The following is an 18,376-nucleotide window of genomic DNA, read 5'->3' on the forward strand; positions in this document are numbered from 1 at the left end:
TCAGTACGCTGATAATTATCTAATGAAGAATAGATGCTTTTATTAAGCGCAAGCAATCAAGACAGGAATATATAATCCATTAAATCTCTATTCCTGTCTTGAGTTGTTATACCCAATCTTTTTTTATCAGAAATGAAGTATATAATTCAAATTCTGGAGAATCAGGCTCTGGGGAATAGCCATATTCCCAGCGCACCAATGGTGGCATAGACATTAATATAGATTCCGTTCTGCCACCGCTTTGCAGGCCAAAAAGAGTTCCCCTATCCCAAACTAAATTGAATTCAACATAGCGGCCTCGGCGATACAATTGGAATTGTCTTTCGCGCTCACCCCATACAATATCTTTTCTTCTTTCTACAATTGGCAAATAGGCAGATAAAAATCCATTGCCGACAGCTTGTGTAAATTTAAAACAGGTATCAAAATCTGGCGTATTCAAATCATCATAAAATAAGCCACCAATGCCGCGTGGTTCACCTCTGTGCTTTAGAAAAAAATAGTTGTCACACCACTCTTTATATTTGGGATAAATGTCATCACCAAATGGTTGGCATAAATTTTTGGCAACGGTGTGCCAGTGAATAACATCTTCTTTGAATCCATAATAAGGTGTGAGATCAAAACCACCACCAAACCACCAAACAGGAGGCTCTCCCTCTTTTTCTGCAATGAAGAAGCGAACATTTGCATGGCTGGTTGGGACGTAGGGATTTTGTGGGTGAATAACCAGAGATACGCCCATTGCCTGATAGCTGCGACCCGCTAATTCAGGACGTTGAGCTGACGCTGAAGCGGGCAATGACGTTCCCATCACGTGGGAAAAATTAACGCCTGCTTGTTCAAAAACATTACCGCTGGTTAACACGCGGCTGCGCCCACTGCCACCTTCTTCCCGCTGCCAGTGATCTTCCATGAAGACTGATTGTCCATCAATTTGTTCAAGTTGCTGGCAGATTCTGTCCTGTAATGAGAGGAAAAAATCTTTCACTTGAGATAGATTAGGTATATTCATAATGAAAGCATAACCATTTGATATTGTTTAAATAAGTCTTGTTTTCGACGAGATTAATTTTTGTTTGTTTATACAATTGCTTATACATTGAACACTGAACAAACCTATAAACAGAACATAAGATAAGAACAATGTGGAAGAAAAGAAAGAAGTTATGATTAATAAAACGTGGTCAGTAGGTAAAATTGGTTTTGATCAGAATCATTATTGTGAGAGGGGATTGCAGGGGCTGGCAGATAGCCTAATATTCTGATCTAACTGGATTCATAATTGGAAAAAGTTGTTGACTCGCTACGGCATTCCCGATGATGCATGGGTACGGATAGAGCCGTATCTAGCACCCGCTTATTCAGAAAGAACAGGACGACTCATAGTGAGAGGGAAATTTTTTACTACTGATTTTTCTGATCCTACCTACCATGAGCATTTGAGTTATTTATTCACCTGTTTATACGAAATTTATACGTAACTTTTACACTATGTGTTGCCAGAATGAAGAAACACCAGTCAGTGCGGGGAAAATGTACAGTTTGAGGCAACATCTTAATCATTTGATTTTTATATTTAAATGATAATCATGGACAAGTACCAAGATATGAAACTAACATTAACTACATTCAATGTCTGCTTTCATTTTGGTTACTGTCCATATACTTACAGGTACTTACAGGTATCAGTAAAAACACTTTCGCATTGATTCCAAAATAAAAGCAGTGATAATTAACACTGATTAAATTGCTTATTAAATAGGCTGGCTAACGATGGAAATTCGCGTATTTCGGCAAGATGATTTTGAAGCCGTGATCACACTTTGGGAACGCTGTGATTTGATTAATTCTGGTGATGACCCAGAAACTGATATTGAACGCAAGCTAACCCATGATGCTGATTTATTTCTGGTTGCTGAAGTTGCTGGAGAAGTGGTTGGCACAGTGATGGGGGGCTATGACGGGCATCGTGGTCATGCTTATTATCTGGGGGTCCATCCTGAATTCAGAAGCAGGGGTATCGCCAATGCATTGGTCTCTCGCCTGGAGAAAAAATTATTGGCGAGAGGATGCCCAAGCATTGTGATTATGGTTCCAGAAGAAAACGATGTAACTATTTGTATGTGTGAAAAAATGGAATATGATTATTTGGGGCAAGAAAATGTTATTTTCAGCAAACGGTTAATTGTTGATTAAATATATTTCTATATTATGGTGGTATAAAAAGTAACAGCAGGGAATATAAAAACTATAAATATAAACCAGTTAGGTGCCATTCCACTATTTATCTATGGTTTTTATATTATCTTTTCGATTATTGAACTCATCCAGTCCTTTAACTGCTTTAACTGGTTGTTTTTTATAATTAACAGGTCTTTTGGCATTAAGGGATACGAGGTGTCATCATTTTCGACAGGAACTATTTTGACCTGAATATCTCCTTTATCATCTTTAAATACATAAAAGTCTTCAATTTCGGATAAGTCATTTTTTGTTGCCCATTCACCCCATCCCGGAGGCATTTGGTATTTGGTGCACGCTTTTTGATCATTATTGTTTTTATTTTGGGCTAAATCACGGCTGTTTTTACTTTTAGATAAACTGTGAGTTAATGCATTATGATGGCTGGCAGGGCTATTAAGTGTTTTCGTTAACTTTTTTTGTCGCGCATTTTTGCACAATTTTTTTTTGCATAATACTTTGGTTATGCATGATGACTTGTGCGTGCATGAGGCTTTGTTAGTGGACAATGCCTTGGATATACATAACGCTTTAGGCATATATAAGGCGTTTAATGTGGTTATAAATACTGCCATCATCACATAATTTGTCATAAAGCACTCCAGTTTCGTTTGAAAACAGATGAAAATATTGATATAGAAATAATATAGGTCGTTTTGTAAACAGTTCTGCAATCATTGCATCATTAATGTCTCTTTTATGGATTGTGTTGAGGAACTGTTTTTATATTCACAACTGAATGTTTTTCTGAGAGTGTGGTCTGATAAACAGGTTACAGCTTGCAAAGACTAAGGTAGGAAACAGTGATGGATAAATTTTTTGCATCCAATGTATTTTCAAAACAACGCATTTTTATGGCCACTGGGTTAGTGGGATGCTCATTATTGTTAACAGCCTGCGCCGGAGGAACAATGAGAGTTTCATGGCCTTCGCTGTCGCCTCTTAACTGGTTTGGCAATTCATTGAAAGTTTCTGGACAAGGATTGGGAGAAATCAGTAAACAGACAAATATGACGCAATCTGCGATTGAACAAGGGTTGGGTGGAAAGTATCGTCTGCGCAGCGGCATGGAAACCAAAGATGGCAAATTAATCAGCATCATTCAGGGAATGGAAGACAATCAAGTCAAGCTCGAATTTTATGGTTTAAACAAGGGCAAAGTTAATCGCATTGACATCTTGGATTCGAATATTAAAACAGCTTGGGGAGCGAAAATCGGGACTCCTTTTGCTGACCTGTATGATAAAGCATTTGGCGCATGCCAACGCTCTGATGATTTCTCCATCCAACCGACAGTGATCTGCACTGCTCCACAAAGTAAGCATGTGAGCTATGTTTTCAGCGGTACTTGGGATGGATTGAAAGAGCTCATGCCTTCGGATGATATTTTGAAGGAATGGAAAGTCTCCAAGATAATCTGGAAGGCATAATATATCGAATATGTTTTTCATTCTGGCAAGACGGCCCTGAATCAGGGCTGTAATGGCCATTGCGTTTAGTTAAAAATATTGTTCATTTTTAATTGTGGCTCGGTGAATCCTCGCCTGATGGGCGGGGCAACAATCATTTACTTATTACTCAATTCCTACCCAATGTTTATTTCCGCCATTTTCATCAAGCATCTCTGCAATTTCCTTTGCTTCTCCTTTCAAATTAACCCCGTTACATTTTTTCTGCATCTTATTGCATTTCATCATTTCTCATAAAAATTCGGTATATAAAACAGGGCTTAGTAAGCTACCTTGTTATAAATATTCTGGATACAGTATACCTTGCATCTTTCAAGTTGCTGCTCTGTTGGCTATGTTCACGCTTTCCGATTAATGAGTTATTCATGTATCTGGGTCTGCTCACTTGCTGCCACGCTGCAATTTGAAATCTATTGGGCATAGAACACACAGTTATTGATAGAAGACATAGCTATCAAATAGCGGGATGGGCAGGGTGTAGGATGAAGAGCGTAACAATCAAAAATAACTTATTGGGTGGATGGGTTGCCCTGCTAGTCTGGGGTTGTCTCAGCATCTGGAGTGCCAATGCCTCGGCTGCCGAATTGCTGAATAGTTCCTATGACATTGGTCGGGAATTGTTTTCGAGCCTGAATCCCGAATTTGAAAAACAGTGGAATAAACAAAATCCGCAAGATAAATTGTCCATTAAACAATCCCATGCGGGTTCATCCAAACAGGCATTAGCTATCTTGCATGGATTGCGGGCCGATGTGGTCACTTATAACCAAGTTCCCGATGTCCAAATCTTGAATGAGCGAGGCAATCTCATTCCGGCCGATTGGCAGCAGCGCTTGCCGAATAACAGCTCTCCATACTATTCCACCATGGCTTTTTTAGTCCGCAAGGATAATCCCAAGAATATCCAGACTTGGAACGATTTAGTGCGCAATGATGTCGCGCTGGTGTTCCCGAATCCAAAAACATCAGGCAATGGCCGTTATACCTATTTGGCGGCATGGGGCGCTTTTCAGCAACAAAATCCACATGAACCCGAGAAGGTTCGTCAACTGATGCAGCGTTTTTTGCAGAATGTCACGGTGTTTGATACCGGCGGGCGTGGGGCAACGGCTTCATTTATTGAGCGGGGGCTGGGGGATGTTTTGATTAGTTTTGAATCAGAGGTCAATAACATCCGCAAGCAGTATGGTGAAGACAATTACCAAATCATCATGCCTCCGGTGAATATTCTGGCTGAATTTCCGGTAGCTTGGCTAGACAAAAATATCGAGAAAAACGGCACGGAAGCAGTGGCGAAAGCGTATTTGAACTATTTGTATAGCCCGGTTGCCCAGCAAATTATCGCCGGTTTCAATTATCGGGTGCTGGATAAAGAAGTTATGCAGGCACATCAAGCCGATTTTCCCGCCACCAAACTATTTCGTCTGGAAGAACAATTCGGTAGCTGGCCTGAGGTAATGAAAACTCATTTCAGTGCGGGCGGCATACTTGAACAGCTATTGGCTGAAGGACGTGAATAATGCTGGGGTTTAACAAACGCGTTTTGCCCGGCTTTGGGCTGAGTTTAGGCAGTAGCTTATTTTATATCTGCCTTATTTTGTTATTGCCTTTGAGTGCATTAACTCTCCAGTTGTCCAGCATGACATGGGCGCAATATTGGCAGGTGATTGCCAATCCGCAAGTTGTTGCCGCTTATCAGGTGACATTGTTGGCCGCCGCCGTTGCCAGCTTGTTCAATATGGTTTTTGGCATGCTGATGGCATGGATTTTAACCCGCTATCGATTTTGGGGGCGCAGCCTGCTTGATGGTTTGATGGATCTGCCATTTGCCTTGCCGACGGCCGTGGCGGGCTTAACGCTGGCAACCCTGTTTTCAACAACCGGATGGTATGGCGGCTGGCTTGGCAATTTTGATATCAAAGTTTCCAACACTTGGCTGGGCATTGCTGTTGCCATGGCATTTACCAGCCTGCCTTTTGTTGTGCGTACTGTACAGCCTGTACTTGAAGAGCTTGGCCCTGAATATGAAGAAGCAGCACAGACATTGGGGGCGAGCGGCTGGCAGACTTTCCGGCGGGTCATTTTACCTGAAGTTTCACCGGCATTGCTGGCCGGAACTGTGCTCTCATTTACGCGAAGTCTGGGGGAATTTGGTGCTGTTATTTTCATTGCGGGCAACATTGCGTGGCAAACTGAAGTGGTATCCCTGATGATTTTTGTCCGTTTGCAAGAATTTGATTATCCGGCTGCCAGTGCGATTGCATCCGTCATCCTTGCGGCATCGTTATTACTGCTATTTAGCGTCAATGTCATACAAAGCCGCTTTGGTAAACGGATAGGGGGGCAATCATGACTGAGTTTACCGAATACACACAGGCGCAGCGCTCTTCCAGAAACTGGGGAAAATGGTTGCTGATTGGTACAGGCATCCTTTTCTCAGTGCTCTTGCTAGTGATCCCGATCGCATGGATTTTCCTGACCGCCTTTTCCAAGGGGCTGGATATCTTGATCCAGAATCTCGCCGATCCCGATATGTTGCATGCTATCTGGCTGACGATATTCATCGCGCTTATCACGGTTCCCATCAATCTGGTTTTTGGCGTAACGACCGCGTGGCTGGTAACACGTTTTCAATTTCCCGGCAGGCAACTTTTACTGACATTAATTGATATTCCGTTTGCCGTTTCGCCGGTTGTGGCCGGGCTGCTTTATCTTTTGTTTTATGGTGCCAATGGTTGGATGGGAAATTGGCTGGGGACTTATGACATTCAATTAATGTTTTCATGGCCGGGAATGGTGTTGGTAACGGTATTTGTGACATGCCCGTTTGTTGTTCGGGAGCTGGTACCGGTGATGTTGAGTCAGGGAAGCCAAGAAGATGAAGCCGCGATGCTATTGGGGGCTTCTGGCTGGCAAATGTTTTGGCGTGTGACACTGCCAAACATTCGCTGGGCGCTGCTGTATGGGGTCGTTCTGACCAATGCCCGGGCAATTGGCGAATTTGGCGCTGTATCTGTAGTTTCCGGCGCAATTCGGGGTGAGACCTATACACTGCCTTTGCAGGTGGAATTGCTGTATCAGGATTACAACACTGTCGGTGCATTTGCCGCTGCCGCTTTATTGGCCGTGATGGCGATTATCACTTTAATTATTAAAAGTGCCTTGCAATGGCGTTTGAGCCGTCAGAGTAGAGCAGGAGCAGAATATGAGTATTGAAATCAATAAAATCAGCAAATTTTTTGGCCGCTCTCAAATATTAAATGAAATCTCGCTGAATATTGAATCTGGTGAAATGATCGCTCTGCTTGGCCCATCGGGTTCTGGCAAGACGACATTACTGAGGATAATTGCGGGTCTTGAGCAACAAAGTGCAGGCCAGTTGAAATTCCACGGGCAGGATGTGAGCCGGATACACGCGAAAGACAGGCGGGTCGGGTTTGTATTCCAACATTACGCTTTATTCCGCCATATGACCGTGTTTGATAATGTGGCTTTCGGCCTGAGTGTGCTCCCTCGCCGCCAGCGCCCTAATGGCGAAGTATTGCGCCGCAAGGTGATGGCATTGCTTGAAATGGTGCAGTTATCCCATTTGGCTGAACGTTATCCGTCACAACTTTCTGGCGGGCAGAAACAGCGTGTGGCATTGGCAAGGGCACTGGCTGTCGAACCACAAATCCTCTTGCTGGATGAACCCTTCGGTGCTCTGGATGCGCAGGTGCGAACAGAATTGCGCCGTTGGTTGCGCCAGCTTCATGAAGAACTGAAATTCACCAGTGTATTTGTCACCCATGATCAAGAAGAAGCCATGGAAGTGGCTGATAGGGTGGTACTCATGAAACAGGGCAGCATTGAGCAGGTTGGTACGCCCCATCAGGTCTGGCGGGAGCCAGATAGCCGATTTGTCCTTGAATTTATGGGAGAGGTTAACAAACTGCAAGGTGAGGTTAGGGGTTCCCAGCTTTGGATAGGCGGCAGCATTTTCCCATTGAATGGGAAGCCGCTGCATCAAGGTGAAGTTGATGTTTTTTTCCGACCTTGGGATATGAGACTCAACAGCAAGCAGACCACCTTTTGCCCTTTGCCGGTTCAGGTTATGGAAGTCAGCCCGCGCGGACATTTTTCGCTTGTCTACGTTCAACCCATAGGGTGGGGAGATGATTATTTATCCGTTGTCTGGATGGATGATTCATCAATTCCTGTTAGGGGGGATCATTATTTTATTGGTGGCACGGGAGCGCGTCTATACGCGGGGGAATCTCCGTTAAAAGTGATGAGACTGGCTGAATCCGCCTGATTTATTTACGATTACCATTGCATCTCTGTTCCCTTTATTCCGGGGGACAGGGATTTTTTTTTCGCTCAATATATTGCTACGGTTTTCTGAATGTGATTATTTGTTTATCCATTCATATATGAATATAAATTAGGTAATGCAGTGGCAAGCTTGGAAACATTTATAGGTAATACACCTCTGGTCAAACTACAACGGCTTACGGAAAGTGTCGATGCGGAAATTTGGGTCAAACTGGAAGGCAACAACCCTGCGGGATCAATAAAAGACAGGGCAGTACTTTCAATGATCCAGCGAGCGGAATTGCGTGGGGAAATCGCGCCGGGTGATGTTCTGATTGAAGCAACGAGCGGCAATACTGGCATTGCACTGGCTATGCTTGCCGCGGTGAAGGGATATCGTTTGAAATTATTGATGCCCGAAAATATGAGCCTTGAAAGGCAAGCCTCAATGCGGGCTTACGGCGCTGAATTAATTCTGGTCAGCAAAGCGTTGGGAATGGAAGGCGCGCGGGATTTGGCGCAAGAAATGGAAAAAAATGGCGAAGGCAAAGTGCTCGACCAATTTAATAATGCGGACAATTCACTGGCACACTTCAATACCACTGGCCCGGAAATTTGGCAGCAAACACAAGGGAAAGTGACCCATTTTGTTTCCAGCATGGGAACGACCGGCACCATTACAGGCGTGAGCCGTTATTTAAAATCTCAATCAAGCAGCATTCACACCACAGGGTTACAGCCAGCAGATAATAGTCATATTCCGGGTATCAGACGTTGGTCTCCGGCCTATATGCCCAGTATTTATCAAAAAGAGCTGGTGGATCAGATTTTGGATATCACACAGGAAGAAGCTGAAACCACTATGCGTTTACTGGCACAGAAAGAAGGGATCTTTTGTGGTGTCAGTTCGGGGGGAGCCGTTTCTGGCGCACTGCGTATTGCGGCTGAAAACCCCGGTGCGGTTATTGTGACAGTGATTTGTGATCGTGGTGATCGGTATTTGTCTACAGGGGTGTTTAACTAATATCTGTCTTTTTTAATTGACTCGGTAAAGAAAAAATCCTTTTCGCATCAGAGGAACTTTTATTTACTTAACTTGAGATCGGTTTAAGTCATCACCTGAAGTCCTGTTTTTTCAGCATGGGTGATATTTAGTGATGGCTTTTTCGGTTTCAAACAATAGGCAATTAACCCGCCCAGTAAATTCAGCATAAAACCGTGTAAACTGCGGTGACGTGAATGCTCAATTTGAGTAATGTTCTTGAGCTGATCATTAATTGTTTCAATAATAAATAGCTTTGCTAACATGGCCCTATCCCAAGCGGCTAACAGCTTGAGCTTCATATTTTTTCGTTGCCCTGTCACCAACGTTATCCCTTTTGCTTCTCAGTCTTCTGCTAATGCTTTGCTGATGTATTCGCATAAAGTTTATCTAAAAGCCCTTTTGAGAGCGCTTTAACGGGAGCTCTATCCTCAATATTTGCGGGCGTCAGTTTTACGGCAACGATTTCACCCTGATGATTAACAATCATATGAAGCTTAAAATCGTAGAACCATATATGGACGCCCCCCGGTTGTGCAAGCATTGAGTCGATACGGTTTGCTACCATATATCTGGCGTCATAATGGGCTTATTTGCCCGCGCCATGATGTCATCCGCACCCTGTTTCCTTCTCATCCGTCATCGGTATATGATTACCTAGGTTTTACTCAGGTTATTGCAGGGCCGATAGCCGTTTTTTCATATCATGATCAACCTCATCTGTCAGAATACGCCAGATAATTCGGGTCAGCTTGTTAGCTAAAGCAACTATGGCTTTCATGGGGCCACATCGGGTCATCCGTATTCTTAGTCACTCGCCTAACGGATCATCCCGTTTTTGCACGCCCTGCATCATCGCTCTGCAAAAGTGATAATCAAGATATAAGGTTAAATTATGTAACACTGGATCAAAGGCACAGAGGCGAAGACAAAATGATTTTAAAACAACGGAATGCTGTTTATTGTCAAGCTAAGCTCACTCGTCCGGAACGCTGGTCGCGAAGCACAAAAAACTGGCAATGGGTAAGTACAATGGCTTTGAATCCTGAGTGAGAAAATCAGGCCGCTTAAATTAATTAATGGTGCCAACTATGTTGACAATTACTGTGGTCACCAACATCAAAAAGTGACATTACTATATTAGTGCTACAATACTTGGTGTTTTTTCATTGTTTCATGAAGCCTATTAATTAGTATCATAGTGTCTTGCCAACTCAAACAAGCGTCAGTAATAGATTGCCCATAAACTAAAGAATTGCTCAATGGCTGATTGCCTTCCTCAATAAAGCTTTCAGCCATTACACCTCTTATGGATATAAAACCTTTTCCTATTTGCTGGCATATAGATTCGGCAACTATTAGTTGCTGTTTATGGTTTTTTTGACTGTTTCCATGACTTAGGTCTATCATGATGCTTTGGTTAACATATTGTTTTTTAAGCTCTTCATGAAGTTGTAAAATGTCAGTTTCATGATAATTGGGTTCCTTTCCACCTCGAAGGATTACATGTACGTGCTGATTGCCTAATGTGGACATCAGTGATAGTTGACCAGAATTGTTAATGTTACAAGTTACGTGTGAGTGATTAGCTGTTTTAATAGCATCTATAGCTATTTGAATGTTGCCATCAATATTATTTTTAAAACCAACAGCATAAGGTAATGCAGATACGAGTTCTCTGTGTAGTTGTGATTCTGTTGTTCTTGCGCCGATAGCAGCCCAACTAATTAAGTCAGCATAGTAAGGGTATAAATATGGGTTAAGAATCTCTGTAGCAGTAGCTATACCCATTTGATTAATCTTATAAAGAAGCTTTCGTGAACGGTATAATCCATCTATATAGTTAGCAGAACCATCTAAATTAGGATCACAAATAAAACCTTTCCATCCTAATGTTGTTCTAGGTTTTTCTAAATAGGTTCTCATGACAATAAATAATGAATCTTTATGTTGTTGCGTTATGCTCTTTAATCTCCAAGCATAGTCTAGACATGCTTCTTCATCGTGCACAGAGCAAGGGCCAATAACTACTAACAATCTTTTATCTTCTCCATTTAAAATTTTTTTAACAGTCTTCCTGCTGTTATTGATATGTGATATCAATTTATGGTTGATCTCTATTTTAGAAAGTAATTTATTAGGTGCAGGTAATTCTGAGAAGAATTGAAAGTGGTTATAATTCATATTAAACCTCTGAAGGTATGGCGAGCAAATATTCTTTTTCCATGGTCTTAATATCCTTCAATAAACATTAAAAAATAATCTAGTCAATAGTAAGTTGAAGTGAAATTGTTATTTCATTGACATATGTTCTGTGCGTGCCAAGCATGTTAAGTGTAAAAATGTTTCTCGCCCAGGTTGCAGATGATAAATATTTATATTATTTACTTACAATTAAGTAGTTGAATTGATATATTATGTGGCTTTTCTTTTAAACAACAATTAACTTTTAATGGTTTTGTAATTCAGCATGGATAGCTATGTTGTATAGTAATGAATATATTTAATTTATTGAAGGTTTGGTTTTAAGTGATTTTATTATTTATGTAATTTAAAGATGGTACATTGATTGTTACTTAAATGTAATCTAATTCTCTAATAAAAATTAAAAAAATGAGACGCTTGTCACAATTAATATATATTTCAGAGTTTGTAATAAAAGACTGAATTTTAATTATTAATCTGTAAATTAGAAGAAGTATAACTTTTGATAAAGAACCAATGCTTGTGTAAAAGAAAGGGTTAATATGTGAATCCAAGTAGAGTGAGATTAGGAACTTCGGATTAATAGTTGCAAAATTATCTATAATTTTCATTGTTAGAATTATGAGATATATATCATGATAATTATAAATTTATTTACAATAATATTGTGGGAATTAAATGTTCATCAAGGTTGTTGTTTTAATATTAATAATATTTAGCAGAGAATGTCATCTTGGTTTATATTTGTGGTCTTTTTTATTATGATTATTTTATTTTGCTGTTATCACATTGATATGAATATTTAACTGAACGATTGTAAATGCATTTTAAAATCATAGGAGTATTACTTATCCCGCTCATCACACGGGAAAAGTAAGTACTAGATGTGAGGGGTTTACTATTTTAAAATAGGAACTTAGTAAGTTTTTAAAATTTTGTAAAAAATCTCTAGTTGTAATATCTATATATCAATGAAAAATACCCTAGTATAAATTTTAATAAATCAAATATATTTTCAATGGGATAGTGGTAATTGTGCATTACTCGCTGTATAGCAGGATTGGTATGGTTTAATATATCAAAAGGTGATTATTTTTCATATGTTGGAAATTTATGGGTCTTAAAAATAAAAATCAAATAACCGCCTAATTTTATGTATATTTTTTCGTAATGCAAAAAAATGCTTTTTTCAATGTGAATAGAAATAAAGAATGCAAGCTAATCGCTTAACAATACATTTTTAATAGTCATGGTTATATGCTCTTAATCTTGGTAGTTTTTTATTTATGGAGTGGGAGGTTAATTATGGGTAATTCATTTGCATTAATATGGTTAAGTGAGTTGTTTAAGAATGGTTGCAATCTCGCTTGATATATTACTCATCATGTTTAATTTATATATAACTCGGGATGGTTGTATAGTTTGTTAGCCATACTCTATGAATTATACACCTAATAAAGAGGTGTTAGATAAATGGAACTATTATATTAATTTATCTAAGTTTTTTAATTGATCGAATTTATTTGTTATAGAAATCAATGATATATAATATTTAATATACGTGTCTTTACCACTGATTATAAGTGGCCTTGAGGACTTGAATATGTCAAAAAGATTTTTTTCTCTTATATCTGATAGAAAATTTGCAAAGCGATTGAAAGTAATGCAAACGTTGACAGACTCTTTGCTAAGTGCTGAAGCAAAAGCTGTGGTTGCTCATTCGTTTTGCTCGGGAGTTATGCAAGAAGTCTCCATAGTTATAAAACTGAATAAAGAGGCAATATTGGATAGAGAATTTTTGTATGAATTTGTGGCTTTTGGATGGGGTAAAGCACTAGGACAATATATTGATATTAAATTAATTGAAGGTTATGGGGAAACAGATCATAAAGCATTGCGGTTAGCGCAATTAGCAGTTAGATCCGGGACAGTGTTATTTGCAATATACAACGTACTAAGGGAGGATTATCAAAAATGCTATATATCGATACATCATGCACTTGCGGATGAACATACACTTATGGTCGTTAGCGAACTAATACAAGTAGCGTGTGCAGGAGAGATGGATTTAGCATTACAGAATATGAGGCAAGGTCAGAAACTCTATAGTAGTTATGTGGAACGTCAACTCATGAAGGCAAAAGATTATAGTGTACTGGAGGTAGGGTATAATTATTCGATGATGGCTTTGCGATTGTCAGAAGTGGGACGATTAGCATGGAATACACAAGTTGAACGGATAAGTTTGCAGCGTGTAATTCAAGTTGGTTCTATTTATGAGGAAAAACAACTCATAGAAGTAGTTCTTGAGATGTTATGTAGTACAGCAGATGTTGTAAAGGAAGGGAATACAGTATGTTCATCACGTAATTGGCGTTTACCACAAGAAGCAAGGGCTGTTGGTATGATGACAGGACTCCTTGCCATTCCTTTTGGATGGAAAGAACATGTTTCCTACAATCCTCAAACTAGTTTAGAGGCTTGTGCACGATATAGCTTGGTTTTGCGTGAAGTTCTAGAATGCTGTCGAGCGTCCGAGTTGTTCATCAATGGCGCCATTCCCCGCGGAATTCCCGCATCTCAAGTTATTAATTCTACCTTTCCTGTGGGTATTGGCATGAAACGAATAAATTCTTCAGAGATCCTATTGGAGATAGAAGGAACATTCTGTAATAGGGCTGCAGCAACTGACTTACTTAATGAGCTAGCTGATGTACTTTCGGATAGAAGGATATGAAATGATTGACGGTATTGAAACGAAGAAAAAAAAATTTACCGACGAAGTGAATCGGATAACTACTGTATTTTGTGATGTTCTTAAGGTTGATTCTGTCTCTCCAAATGATAATTTCTTTAAGCTTGGTGGTGATTCTTTCGACGCTATCCGTGTGGTATCTCGGTTAGGAGGGAATTTACAGATCGTGTCTCTTTTCGAAAATCCAACAGTAGAAGATTTAGCTAAGTATGTTCTCTCTAAAACCAATAAGCGTAGTGTGCGGCTTACTCCTCTACACGATAAGAGCTCCTCTAGTGGATCAATTGTAGTAATCGGAGTTCCGTTTGGTGGAGGGGACCCTACCGTATATAAGGATTTATTTCGCGAAAGCCAGGGAGTACGTGTGTTTGGGGTGGATTTTGGTGATTTAGAAATCAAGAGTGCATCAGATTTTTCTATATTGATTAGTACACTTGCTGACGAGATTGAAGAAATTGATGCTAATCAATTTATTATTTATGGGCATTGTGCTGGAGCAGCAGTGGCTGCATGCCTAGCTTCAGTTATGTCATCGACGATTACTTCACTATCTCTTGTAGTCGCTGCCTCAAATCCAATGAGTGATCCTGATATAGCAATATATGAATCTGAGAAAACTTCAGACTATACATGGGGCCAATATCTAAGATCTCTGGGGGCATTTACTGGGCTGATTGATAAGGAAATTGATGAAATGTTAATCCGAGGTAGAAAAGATCATTTAATAGCTGCAGAAGCATATAAGACTCTAATACAACACCCCGTTCGTGGGGTACCTGCGTTGGTGTTATTGGGGGACTCAGATCCTGCCACACCTCAGCTCAGCAATATAGTAGAAAAATGGAAAAATTTTATTGATGTCGTTGATTCAACAAGCTTGGTCGGTGGCGGACATTACTTCGTGCGAACACATGCTAGAGAGGTTGCGGACACGGTGCTTTCATTTGCAACACGTAATAGAACAATAAAATAAAGAAGGAATACAAAATGATTGTCAATAATGAATTACTCCAGAGCCAAGCTAGTTTACTACAAAAAGGTTTGGTTGATTTAGAGATACAAGATGAAGAACTTTCGAAGATTTTGGATGATGAAGTAAAGCGTCAGCACCGAACATTGTCACTGGTTGCGTCTTGCTGTGCAGTTACTCCTCGAGCTTTGGTAGCGTCAGCTTCTGCATTGGTCAATGTTACGGCAGAGGGAACTCCCGGTCGACGGTATCATGCAGGATGTAAAAATGTCGATTTAGTCGAATCCTTAGCCATCAGAAGAGCACAGAAGTTATTTGGTGCTCAATATGCGGGTGTTCAGTCACATTCAGCATCAAGTGCAAATTATCAGGTGCTTTCAGCTTTACTTGAGCCTGGAGATATTTTGTTGGGTATGAATCTAGATCATGGAGGGCATCTTACCCATGGCAGCCCCGTTACATTTTCAGGTACTTATTACAGATCAATTGGTTATGGTACTACATCAGAAGGGCTTATAGATTATGATGAAGTGAGGAGGTTAGCCCATATTCATCACCCTCGTATAATTATTTGTGGCGCTACTGCTTATTCAAGGATTGTTGATTTCGAGCAGTTCAGAAAAATCGCTGATGAAACAGGATCAATTCTGCTTGCTGACATTTCGCACATAGCGGGGCTTGTTGCAACTGGACGGCACCCTAGCTCAATCAATGCCGCACACGTAACTACTACTTGTACTCACAAACAGCTTGCAGGACCTCGCGGTGGTTTGATTATGTCTGGGCGTGACGCCAACGAAAAAGTTCCAGGCCTGAAAACAACCTTTGCTCGTACTTTGGAACAAGCAGTATTCCCTCGGATGCAAGGAGCTCCAGCCGTCAATATGATTGCTGCAAAGGCGGCAGCTTTTGGTTATGCAATGTCGCCAGAGTTTGATGCATATATGAACCGAATTCGAATCACAGCTGACGCAATGGCAATTGAATTTCAGAAACGTGGCTATGAAATTATAGGGGGGGGGACTGAGAATCACACAATTCTGATTCGTTTGCATGGCTCTATGACAGGTTCTATTGCTGAATCGGCTTTGGAGCAATGTGGAATTATAGTTAACAAGAATCGCGTACTAGGGGAGACTCGTTCTTCATTCGTCACAAGTGGATTACGTATCGGCACGGGATCTTTGGCTCAACGCTACATAGACCAATTAGGATGTGTCCAACTTGTTGATTTAGTTTGTAGAATACTGGCGGCAGTGAAGCCACTTGATGAGCATGAGTTTGTGCTAAATCCAGCTGTATGCGAACTGTTTCGTTCAGAGACAGAGGCACTATGCGCAATGTACCCTTTAATCAGTTACACAGAAGGTTAAACAACTGACTAATTGATTCCGGTTGAGGAAATGTTATGTCGATTCTGATTAGGGTTAATCGGACACTTTGGGAAAGAATATGACGAATAAAATCAGATATGTTGCTATTAATGGATCAGAGCGCCTGGATGGGAACAATGCACAGGCCCTAGCATGGGCAAAACATTACCTAGAAAAGCAAGACATTATTCTAGATGTTTTCTCTTTAGCCAAATTTAAAATTGAACCATGTGGGGCGTGCGGAGATTGTAATTTTCGTAATGAACCCTGCATACAGAATGATGATGCAGCGCGTGCAATCCGCCTAATGGAAGCTAGTGACGGTGTAATTTTCGCATGTGCAGTACATGGATTTGGTGCAACGCCTTTAATGTCCGCTTTCCTAGAGCGGATTGGTACTGGTTTTTTGCGGCATAACCGAACACTAACTAACAAGGTGGCTGGAGTAATGGTTACAGGGCGGCGAATGGGGCATGTCGAAGTGTACAACCAGATGCTCCAATGCGCGCTTTTGAATCGAATGATTTTAGTTGGGTATGGTTTTCCAGCCATCTTGATGGGTGACAAAAAAGGTGAAGTGCTTAGAGATCAAGAAGGAATGGAGATGCTACGTCGAATGCTTGACCGTATGGTATCGATGACTCGTCTTATACGTGAATACGAACATCTAACAGGACAAAAAGCGCTAAAGGTTCTCGAGCCTGGAGAGCGTCATCGTATGAATGAGAATGGTGAATTCTACGTCCCATCAAAGCTCGATATGTGTAGATAATTTCTAATAGTGGGAATGAAATGTGTGGGTTCTGTTCTGTCTTTTGTATTAATTGTGGATATTTGTGCCTTGTACTCTAATTTGATTTTAAGCGATTAACATCATTTCTAATGAGTGAGATAAATAAAGAAAATGAAGCACAGTAAGATTAATTGGGATAAACAACTCAACAATTTCCTAGCTGAGTGGATCATATCAGAACATTTTGAGCGCTTTGAGCGAGCAACTGTAAAAGAGGTAGCTGAGGCTTATGTTGGGGTATATTCAAATCGTCCAACTAGTTGGTTAGCTTTCTTGGTTCGCAATAATAATGTTGAGCGAACAAAAGTCATTTCTATGGAAGCCGATCCTGAGCTAGTTCGGATACCAGGAATGCGACGCTCAAAGTTTTTACTCCCTCAATCTTTGGCTGCAACAGTATTTGGTGCTACACGCCTACCTTTGGTCAATCATGAGTGGCGATTGCGCGATGTCGGTCTTACTTTGGCCGATTATAGGAAGATATTATCTGAATTTACGGAATTTACTATAAGTGCCCCTGTTCGCTTGAAAGATATTCGGAATGCTCTTGGATTAACTGCTCCTCAGGCTCGTGCGTACGTCTCTGTTGCCACTTACGACGGCGCTTTAATTCGTATTCCTCCTCCGAATATTTGGTCTAACAGGTGGCTATATGCTCCTCCTCCTAATGGGTTGCTACAAAATAATGACACATTATTAACCAGTGAATGGTTATTGCAAGACATCGCCGCTCGTTACATTAAACACTATGGTCCAGTTACAATCGATGACTTAGCTTGGTGGCTGTCAATTTCAAAGGAAAGGTCTCGTTTGCTTATAGAAAGCTCTATGGCGTGTGAAATATGCAGTGGATTGTGGATAAGTAAAACTCGGCAAAAGCTATTTGAACAATGTATTTCCAAAACAGTTCAGAATCTAAATACTGATGTGCGTTTTTTGCCTGCTTGGGATCCGTTGGTAATGGGGTATGCCCCTGGTTCAAGACAACGTATTTGCCTCGGGCTTGATAAAATTAGGGGATACGATGCAGCGGGAAATGGCCTCCCTGTTGTCTTAATAGGAACACGGGCTGTAGCCACTTGGGGCGTGAAAGTCAATGGATCCAAACGTTCTATCCAAATTGATCTCTCAAATGTTGCAGGTAAGGAACAAGAAGCCATTCAAGAAGCCGCCTTTATTTGGGCTAACCGAATCGGAGCATTTTACGACCCTGGTAACAATAACAAATAATT

General features: G+C 40.7%; 15 protein-coding genes and 1 pseudogene. 12 read left to right on the forward strand and 4 right to left on the reverse strand.

Annotated features, from left to right (window positions below; translation table 11 throughout):
• Window positions 1-106 precede the first annotated feature (106 nt).
• Complete coding sequence (hemF, locus tag FE392_RS16475) at window positions 107-1,015, reverse strand: oxygen-dependent coproporphyrinogen oxidase (RefSeq protein WP_319931297.1); 909 nt, start codon at window positions 1,013-1,015, stop codon at window positions 107-109.
• Between the two features lie 761 nt (window positions 1,016-1,776).
• Between hemF and FE392_RS16480 the strand changes: the two genes are divergently transcribed.
• Window positions 1,777-2,199 carry a GNAT family acetyltransferase gene (locus FE392_RS16480; RefSeq protein WP_319931298.1) on the forward strand — a complete coding sequence of 141 codons (423 nt, stop codon included), beginning with the start codon at window positions 1,777-1,779 and terminating at the stop codon, window positions 2,197-2,199.
• Window positions 2,200-2,300: 101 nt separating this feature from the next.
• On the opposite strand, the gene FE392_RS16485 is transcribed toward FE392_RS16480, so the two are convergent.
• Window positions 2,301-2,837, reverse strand: a complete 537-nt coding sequence (locus tag FE392_RS16485) for a hypothetical protein (protein ID WP_319931299.1) — start codon at window positions 2,835-2,837, stop codon at window positions 2,301-2,303.
• A 213-nt stretch (window positions 2,838-3,050) separates the two neighbouring features.
• On the opposite strand from FE392_RS16485, the gene FE392_RS16490 reads away from it, so the two are divergent.
• From FE392_RS16490 to cysM, 6 genes are all read left to right on the forward strand, one after another.
• Window positions 3,051-3,674 carry an RpoE-regulated lipoprotein gene (locus FE392_RS16490; RefSeq protein WP_319931300.1) on the forward strand — a complete coding sequence of 208 codons (624 nt, stop codon included), beginning with the start codon at window positions 3,051-3,053 and terminating at the stop codon, window positions 3,672-3,674.
• A 521-nt stretch (window positions 3,675-4,195) separates the two neighbouring features.
• Window positions 4,196-5,233: a thiosulfate ABC transporter substrate-binding protein CysP gene (cysP, locus tag FE392_RS16495; protein WP_319931301.1), complete on the forward strand. Its 1,038-nt coding sequence runs from the start codon at window positions 4,196-4,198 to the stop codon at window positions 5,231-5,233.
• Window positions 5,233-6,066 carry a sulfate/thiosulfate ABC transporter permease CysT gene (cysT, locus tag FE392_RS16500; protein ID WP_319931302.1) on the forward strand — a complete coding sequence of 278 codons (834 nt, stop codon included), beginning with the start codon at window positions 5,233-5,235 and terminating at the stop codon, window positions 6,064-6,066. The genes cysP and cysT overlap by 1 nt, the downstream gene beginning before the upstream one ends.
• Entirely contained in the window at window positions 6,063-6,929 is an 867-nt protein-coding gene (gene cysW / locus FE392_RS16505; protein WP_319931303.1) for a sulfate/thiosulfate ABC transporter permease CysW, read from the forward strand. The genes cysT and cysW overlap by 4 nt, the downstream gene beginning before the upstream one ends.
• A complete protein-coding gene (gene cysA, locus FE392_RS16510; RefSeq protein ID WP_319931304.1) occupies window positions 6,919-8,007 on the forward strand; it encodes a sulfate/thiosulfate ABC transporter ATP-binding protein CysA in 1,089 nt (362 codons plus the stop codon). Before cysW ends, cysA begins: the two co-directional genes overlap by 11 nt.
• 141 nt (window positions 8,008-8,148) lie before the next feature.
• Window positions 8,149-9,030 (forward strand): cysteine synthase CysM, encoded by an 882-nt coding sequence (cysM, locus tag FE392_RS16515; RefSeq protein ID WP_319931305.1) that lies wholly within the window; start codon window positions 8,149-8,151, stop codon window positions 9,028-9,030.
• Window positions 9,031-9,113: 83 nt separating this feature from the next.
• On the opposite strand, the pseudogene FE392_RS16520 reads toward cysM, so the two are convergent.
• A pseudogene (locus FE392_RS16520) lies at window positions 9,114-9,568 on the reverse strand (IS982 family transposase); the annotation flags it as partial.
• 626 nt (window positions 9,569-10,194) lie between these two features.
• Window positions 10,195-11,232, reverse strand: a complete 1,038-nt coding sequence (locus FE392_RS16525) for a 3-deoxy-7-phosphoheptulonate synthase (RefSeq protein WP_319931306.1) — start codon at window positions 11,230-11,232, stop codon at window positions 10,195-10,197.
• Window positions 11,233-12,856: 1,624 nt separating this feature from the next.
• Between FE392_RS16525 and FE392_RS16530 the strand changes: the two genes are divergently transcribed.
• From FE392_RS16530 to FE392_RS16550, 5 genes are all read left to right on the forward strand, one after another.
• Window positions 12,857-13,990, forward strand: a complete 1,134-nt coding sequence (locus FE392_RS16530; RefSeq protein ID WP_319931307.1) for a hypothetical protein — start codon at window positions 12,857-12,859, stop codon at window positions 13,988-13,990.
• Between the two features lies 1 nt (window position 13,991).
• On the forward strand, window positions 13,992-14,981 hold the full coding sequence (locus tag FE392_RS16535; RefSeq protein ID WP_319931308.1) for an alpha/beta fold hydrolase: 990 nt from the start codon (window positions 13,992-13,994) through the stop codon (window positions 14,979-14,981).
• Between the two features lie 14 nt (window positions 14,982-14,995).
• Complete coding sequence (gene glyA / locus FE392_RS16540; RefSeq protein ID WP_319931309.1) at window positions 14,996-16,351, forward strand: serine hydroxymethyltransferase; 1,356 nt, start codon at window positions 14,996-14,998, stop codon at window positions 16,349-16,351.
• 79 nt (window positions 16,352-16,430) lie between these two features.
• A complete protein-coding gene (locus FE392_RS16545) occupies window positions 16,431-17,123 on the forward strand; it encodes a flavodoxin family protein (protein ID WP_319931310.1) in 693 nt (230 codons plus the stop codon).
• A 132-nt stretch (window positions 17,124-17,255) separates the two neighbouring features.
• The gene (locus FE392_RS16550; RefSeq protein ID WP_319931311.1) at window positions 17,256-18,374 is read left to right on the forward strand and encodes a DNA glycosylase AlkZ-like family protein; all 1,119 of its coding nucleotides are present in this window, start codon (window positions 17,256-17,258) and stop codon (window positions 18,372-18,374) included.
• Window positions 18,375-18,376 lie beyond the last annotated feature (2 nt).

The sequence above is a fragment of the Xenorhabdus santafensis genome (assembly GCF_033949405.1).
Taxonomy (GTDB): domain Bacteria; phylum Pseudomonadota; class Gammaproteobacteria; order Enterobacterales; family Enterobacteriaceae; genus Xenorhabdus; species Xenorhabdus santafensis.

Coding starts and splice junctions, on each gene's coding strand:
- hemF (WP_319931297.1), bottom strand. CDS start 1,015: ATGAATATACCTAATCTATCTCAAGTGAAAGATTTTTTCCTCTCATTA.
- FE392_RS16480 (WP_319931298.1), top strand. CDS start 1,777: ATGGAAATTCGCGTATTTCGGCAAGATGATTTTGAAGCCGTGATCACA.
- FE392_RS16485 (WP_319931299.1), bottom strand. CDS start 2,837: ATGACAAATTATGTGATGATGGCAGTATTTATAACCACATTAAACGCC.
- FE392_RS16490 (WP_319931300.1), top strand. CDS start 3,051: ATGGATAAATTTTTTGCATCCAATGTATTTTCAAAACAACGCATTTTT.
- cysP (WP_319931301.1), top strand. CDS start 4,196: ATGAAGAGCGTAACAATCAAAAATAACTTATTGGGTGGATGGGTTGCC.
- cysT (WP_319931302.1), top strand. CDS start 5,233: ATGCTGGGGTTTAACAAACGCGTTTTGCCCGGCTTTGGGCTGAGTTTA.
- cysW (WP_319931303.1), top strand. CDS start 6,063: ATGACTGAGTTTACCGAATACACACAGGCGCAGCGCTCTTCCAGAAAC.
- cysA (WP_319931304.1), top strand. CDS start 6,919: ATGAGTATTGAAATCAATAAAATCAGCAAATTTTTTGGCCGCTCTCAA.
- FE392_RS16525 (WP_319931306.1), bottom strand. CDS start 11,232: ATGAATTATAACCACTTTCAATTCTTCTCAGAATTACCTGCACCTAAT.
- FE392_RS16530 (WP_319931307.1), top strand. CDS start 12,857: ATGTCAAAAAGATTTTTTTCTCTTATATCTGATAGAAAATTTGCAAAG.
- FE392_RS16535 (WP_319931308.1), top strand. CDS start 13,992: ATGATTGACGGTATTGAAACGAAGAAAAAAAAATTTACCGACGAAGTG.
- glyA (WP_319931309.1), top strand. CDS start 14,996: ATGATTGTCAATAATGAATTACTCCAGAGCCAAGCTAGTTTACTACAA.
- FE392_RS16545 (WP_319931310.1), top strand. CDS start 16,431: ATGACGAATAAAATCAGATATGTTGCTATTAATGGATCAGAGCGCCTG.
- FE392_RS16550 (WP_319931311.1), top strand. CDS start 17,256: ATGAAGCACAGTAAGATTAATTGGGATAAACAACTCAACAATTTCCTA.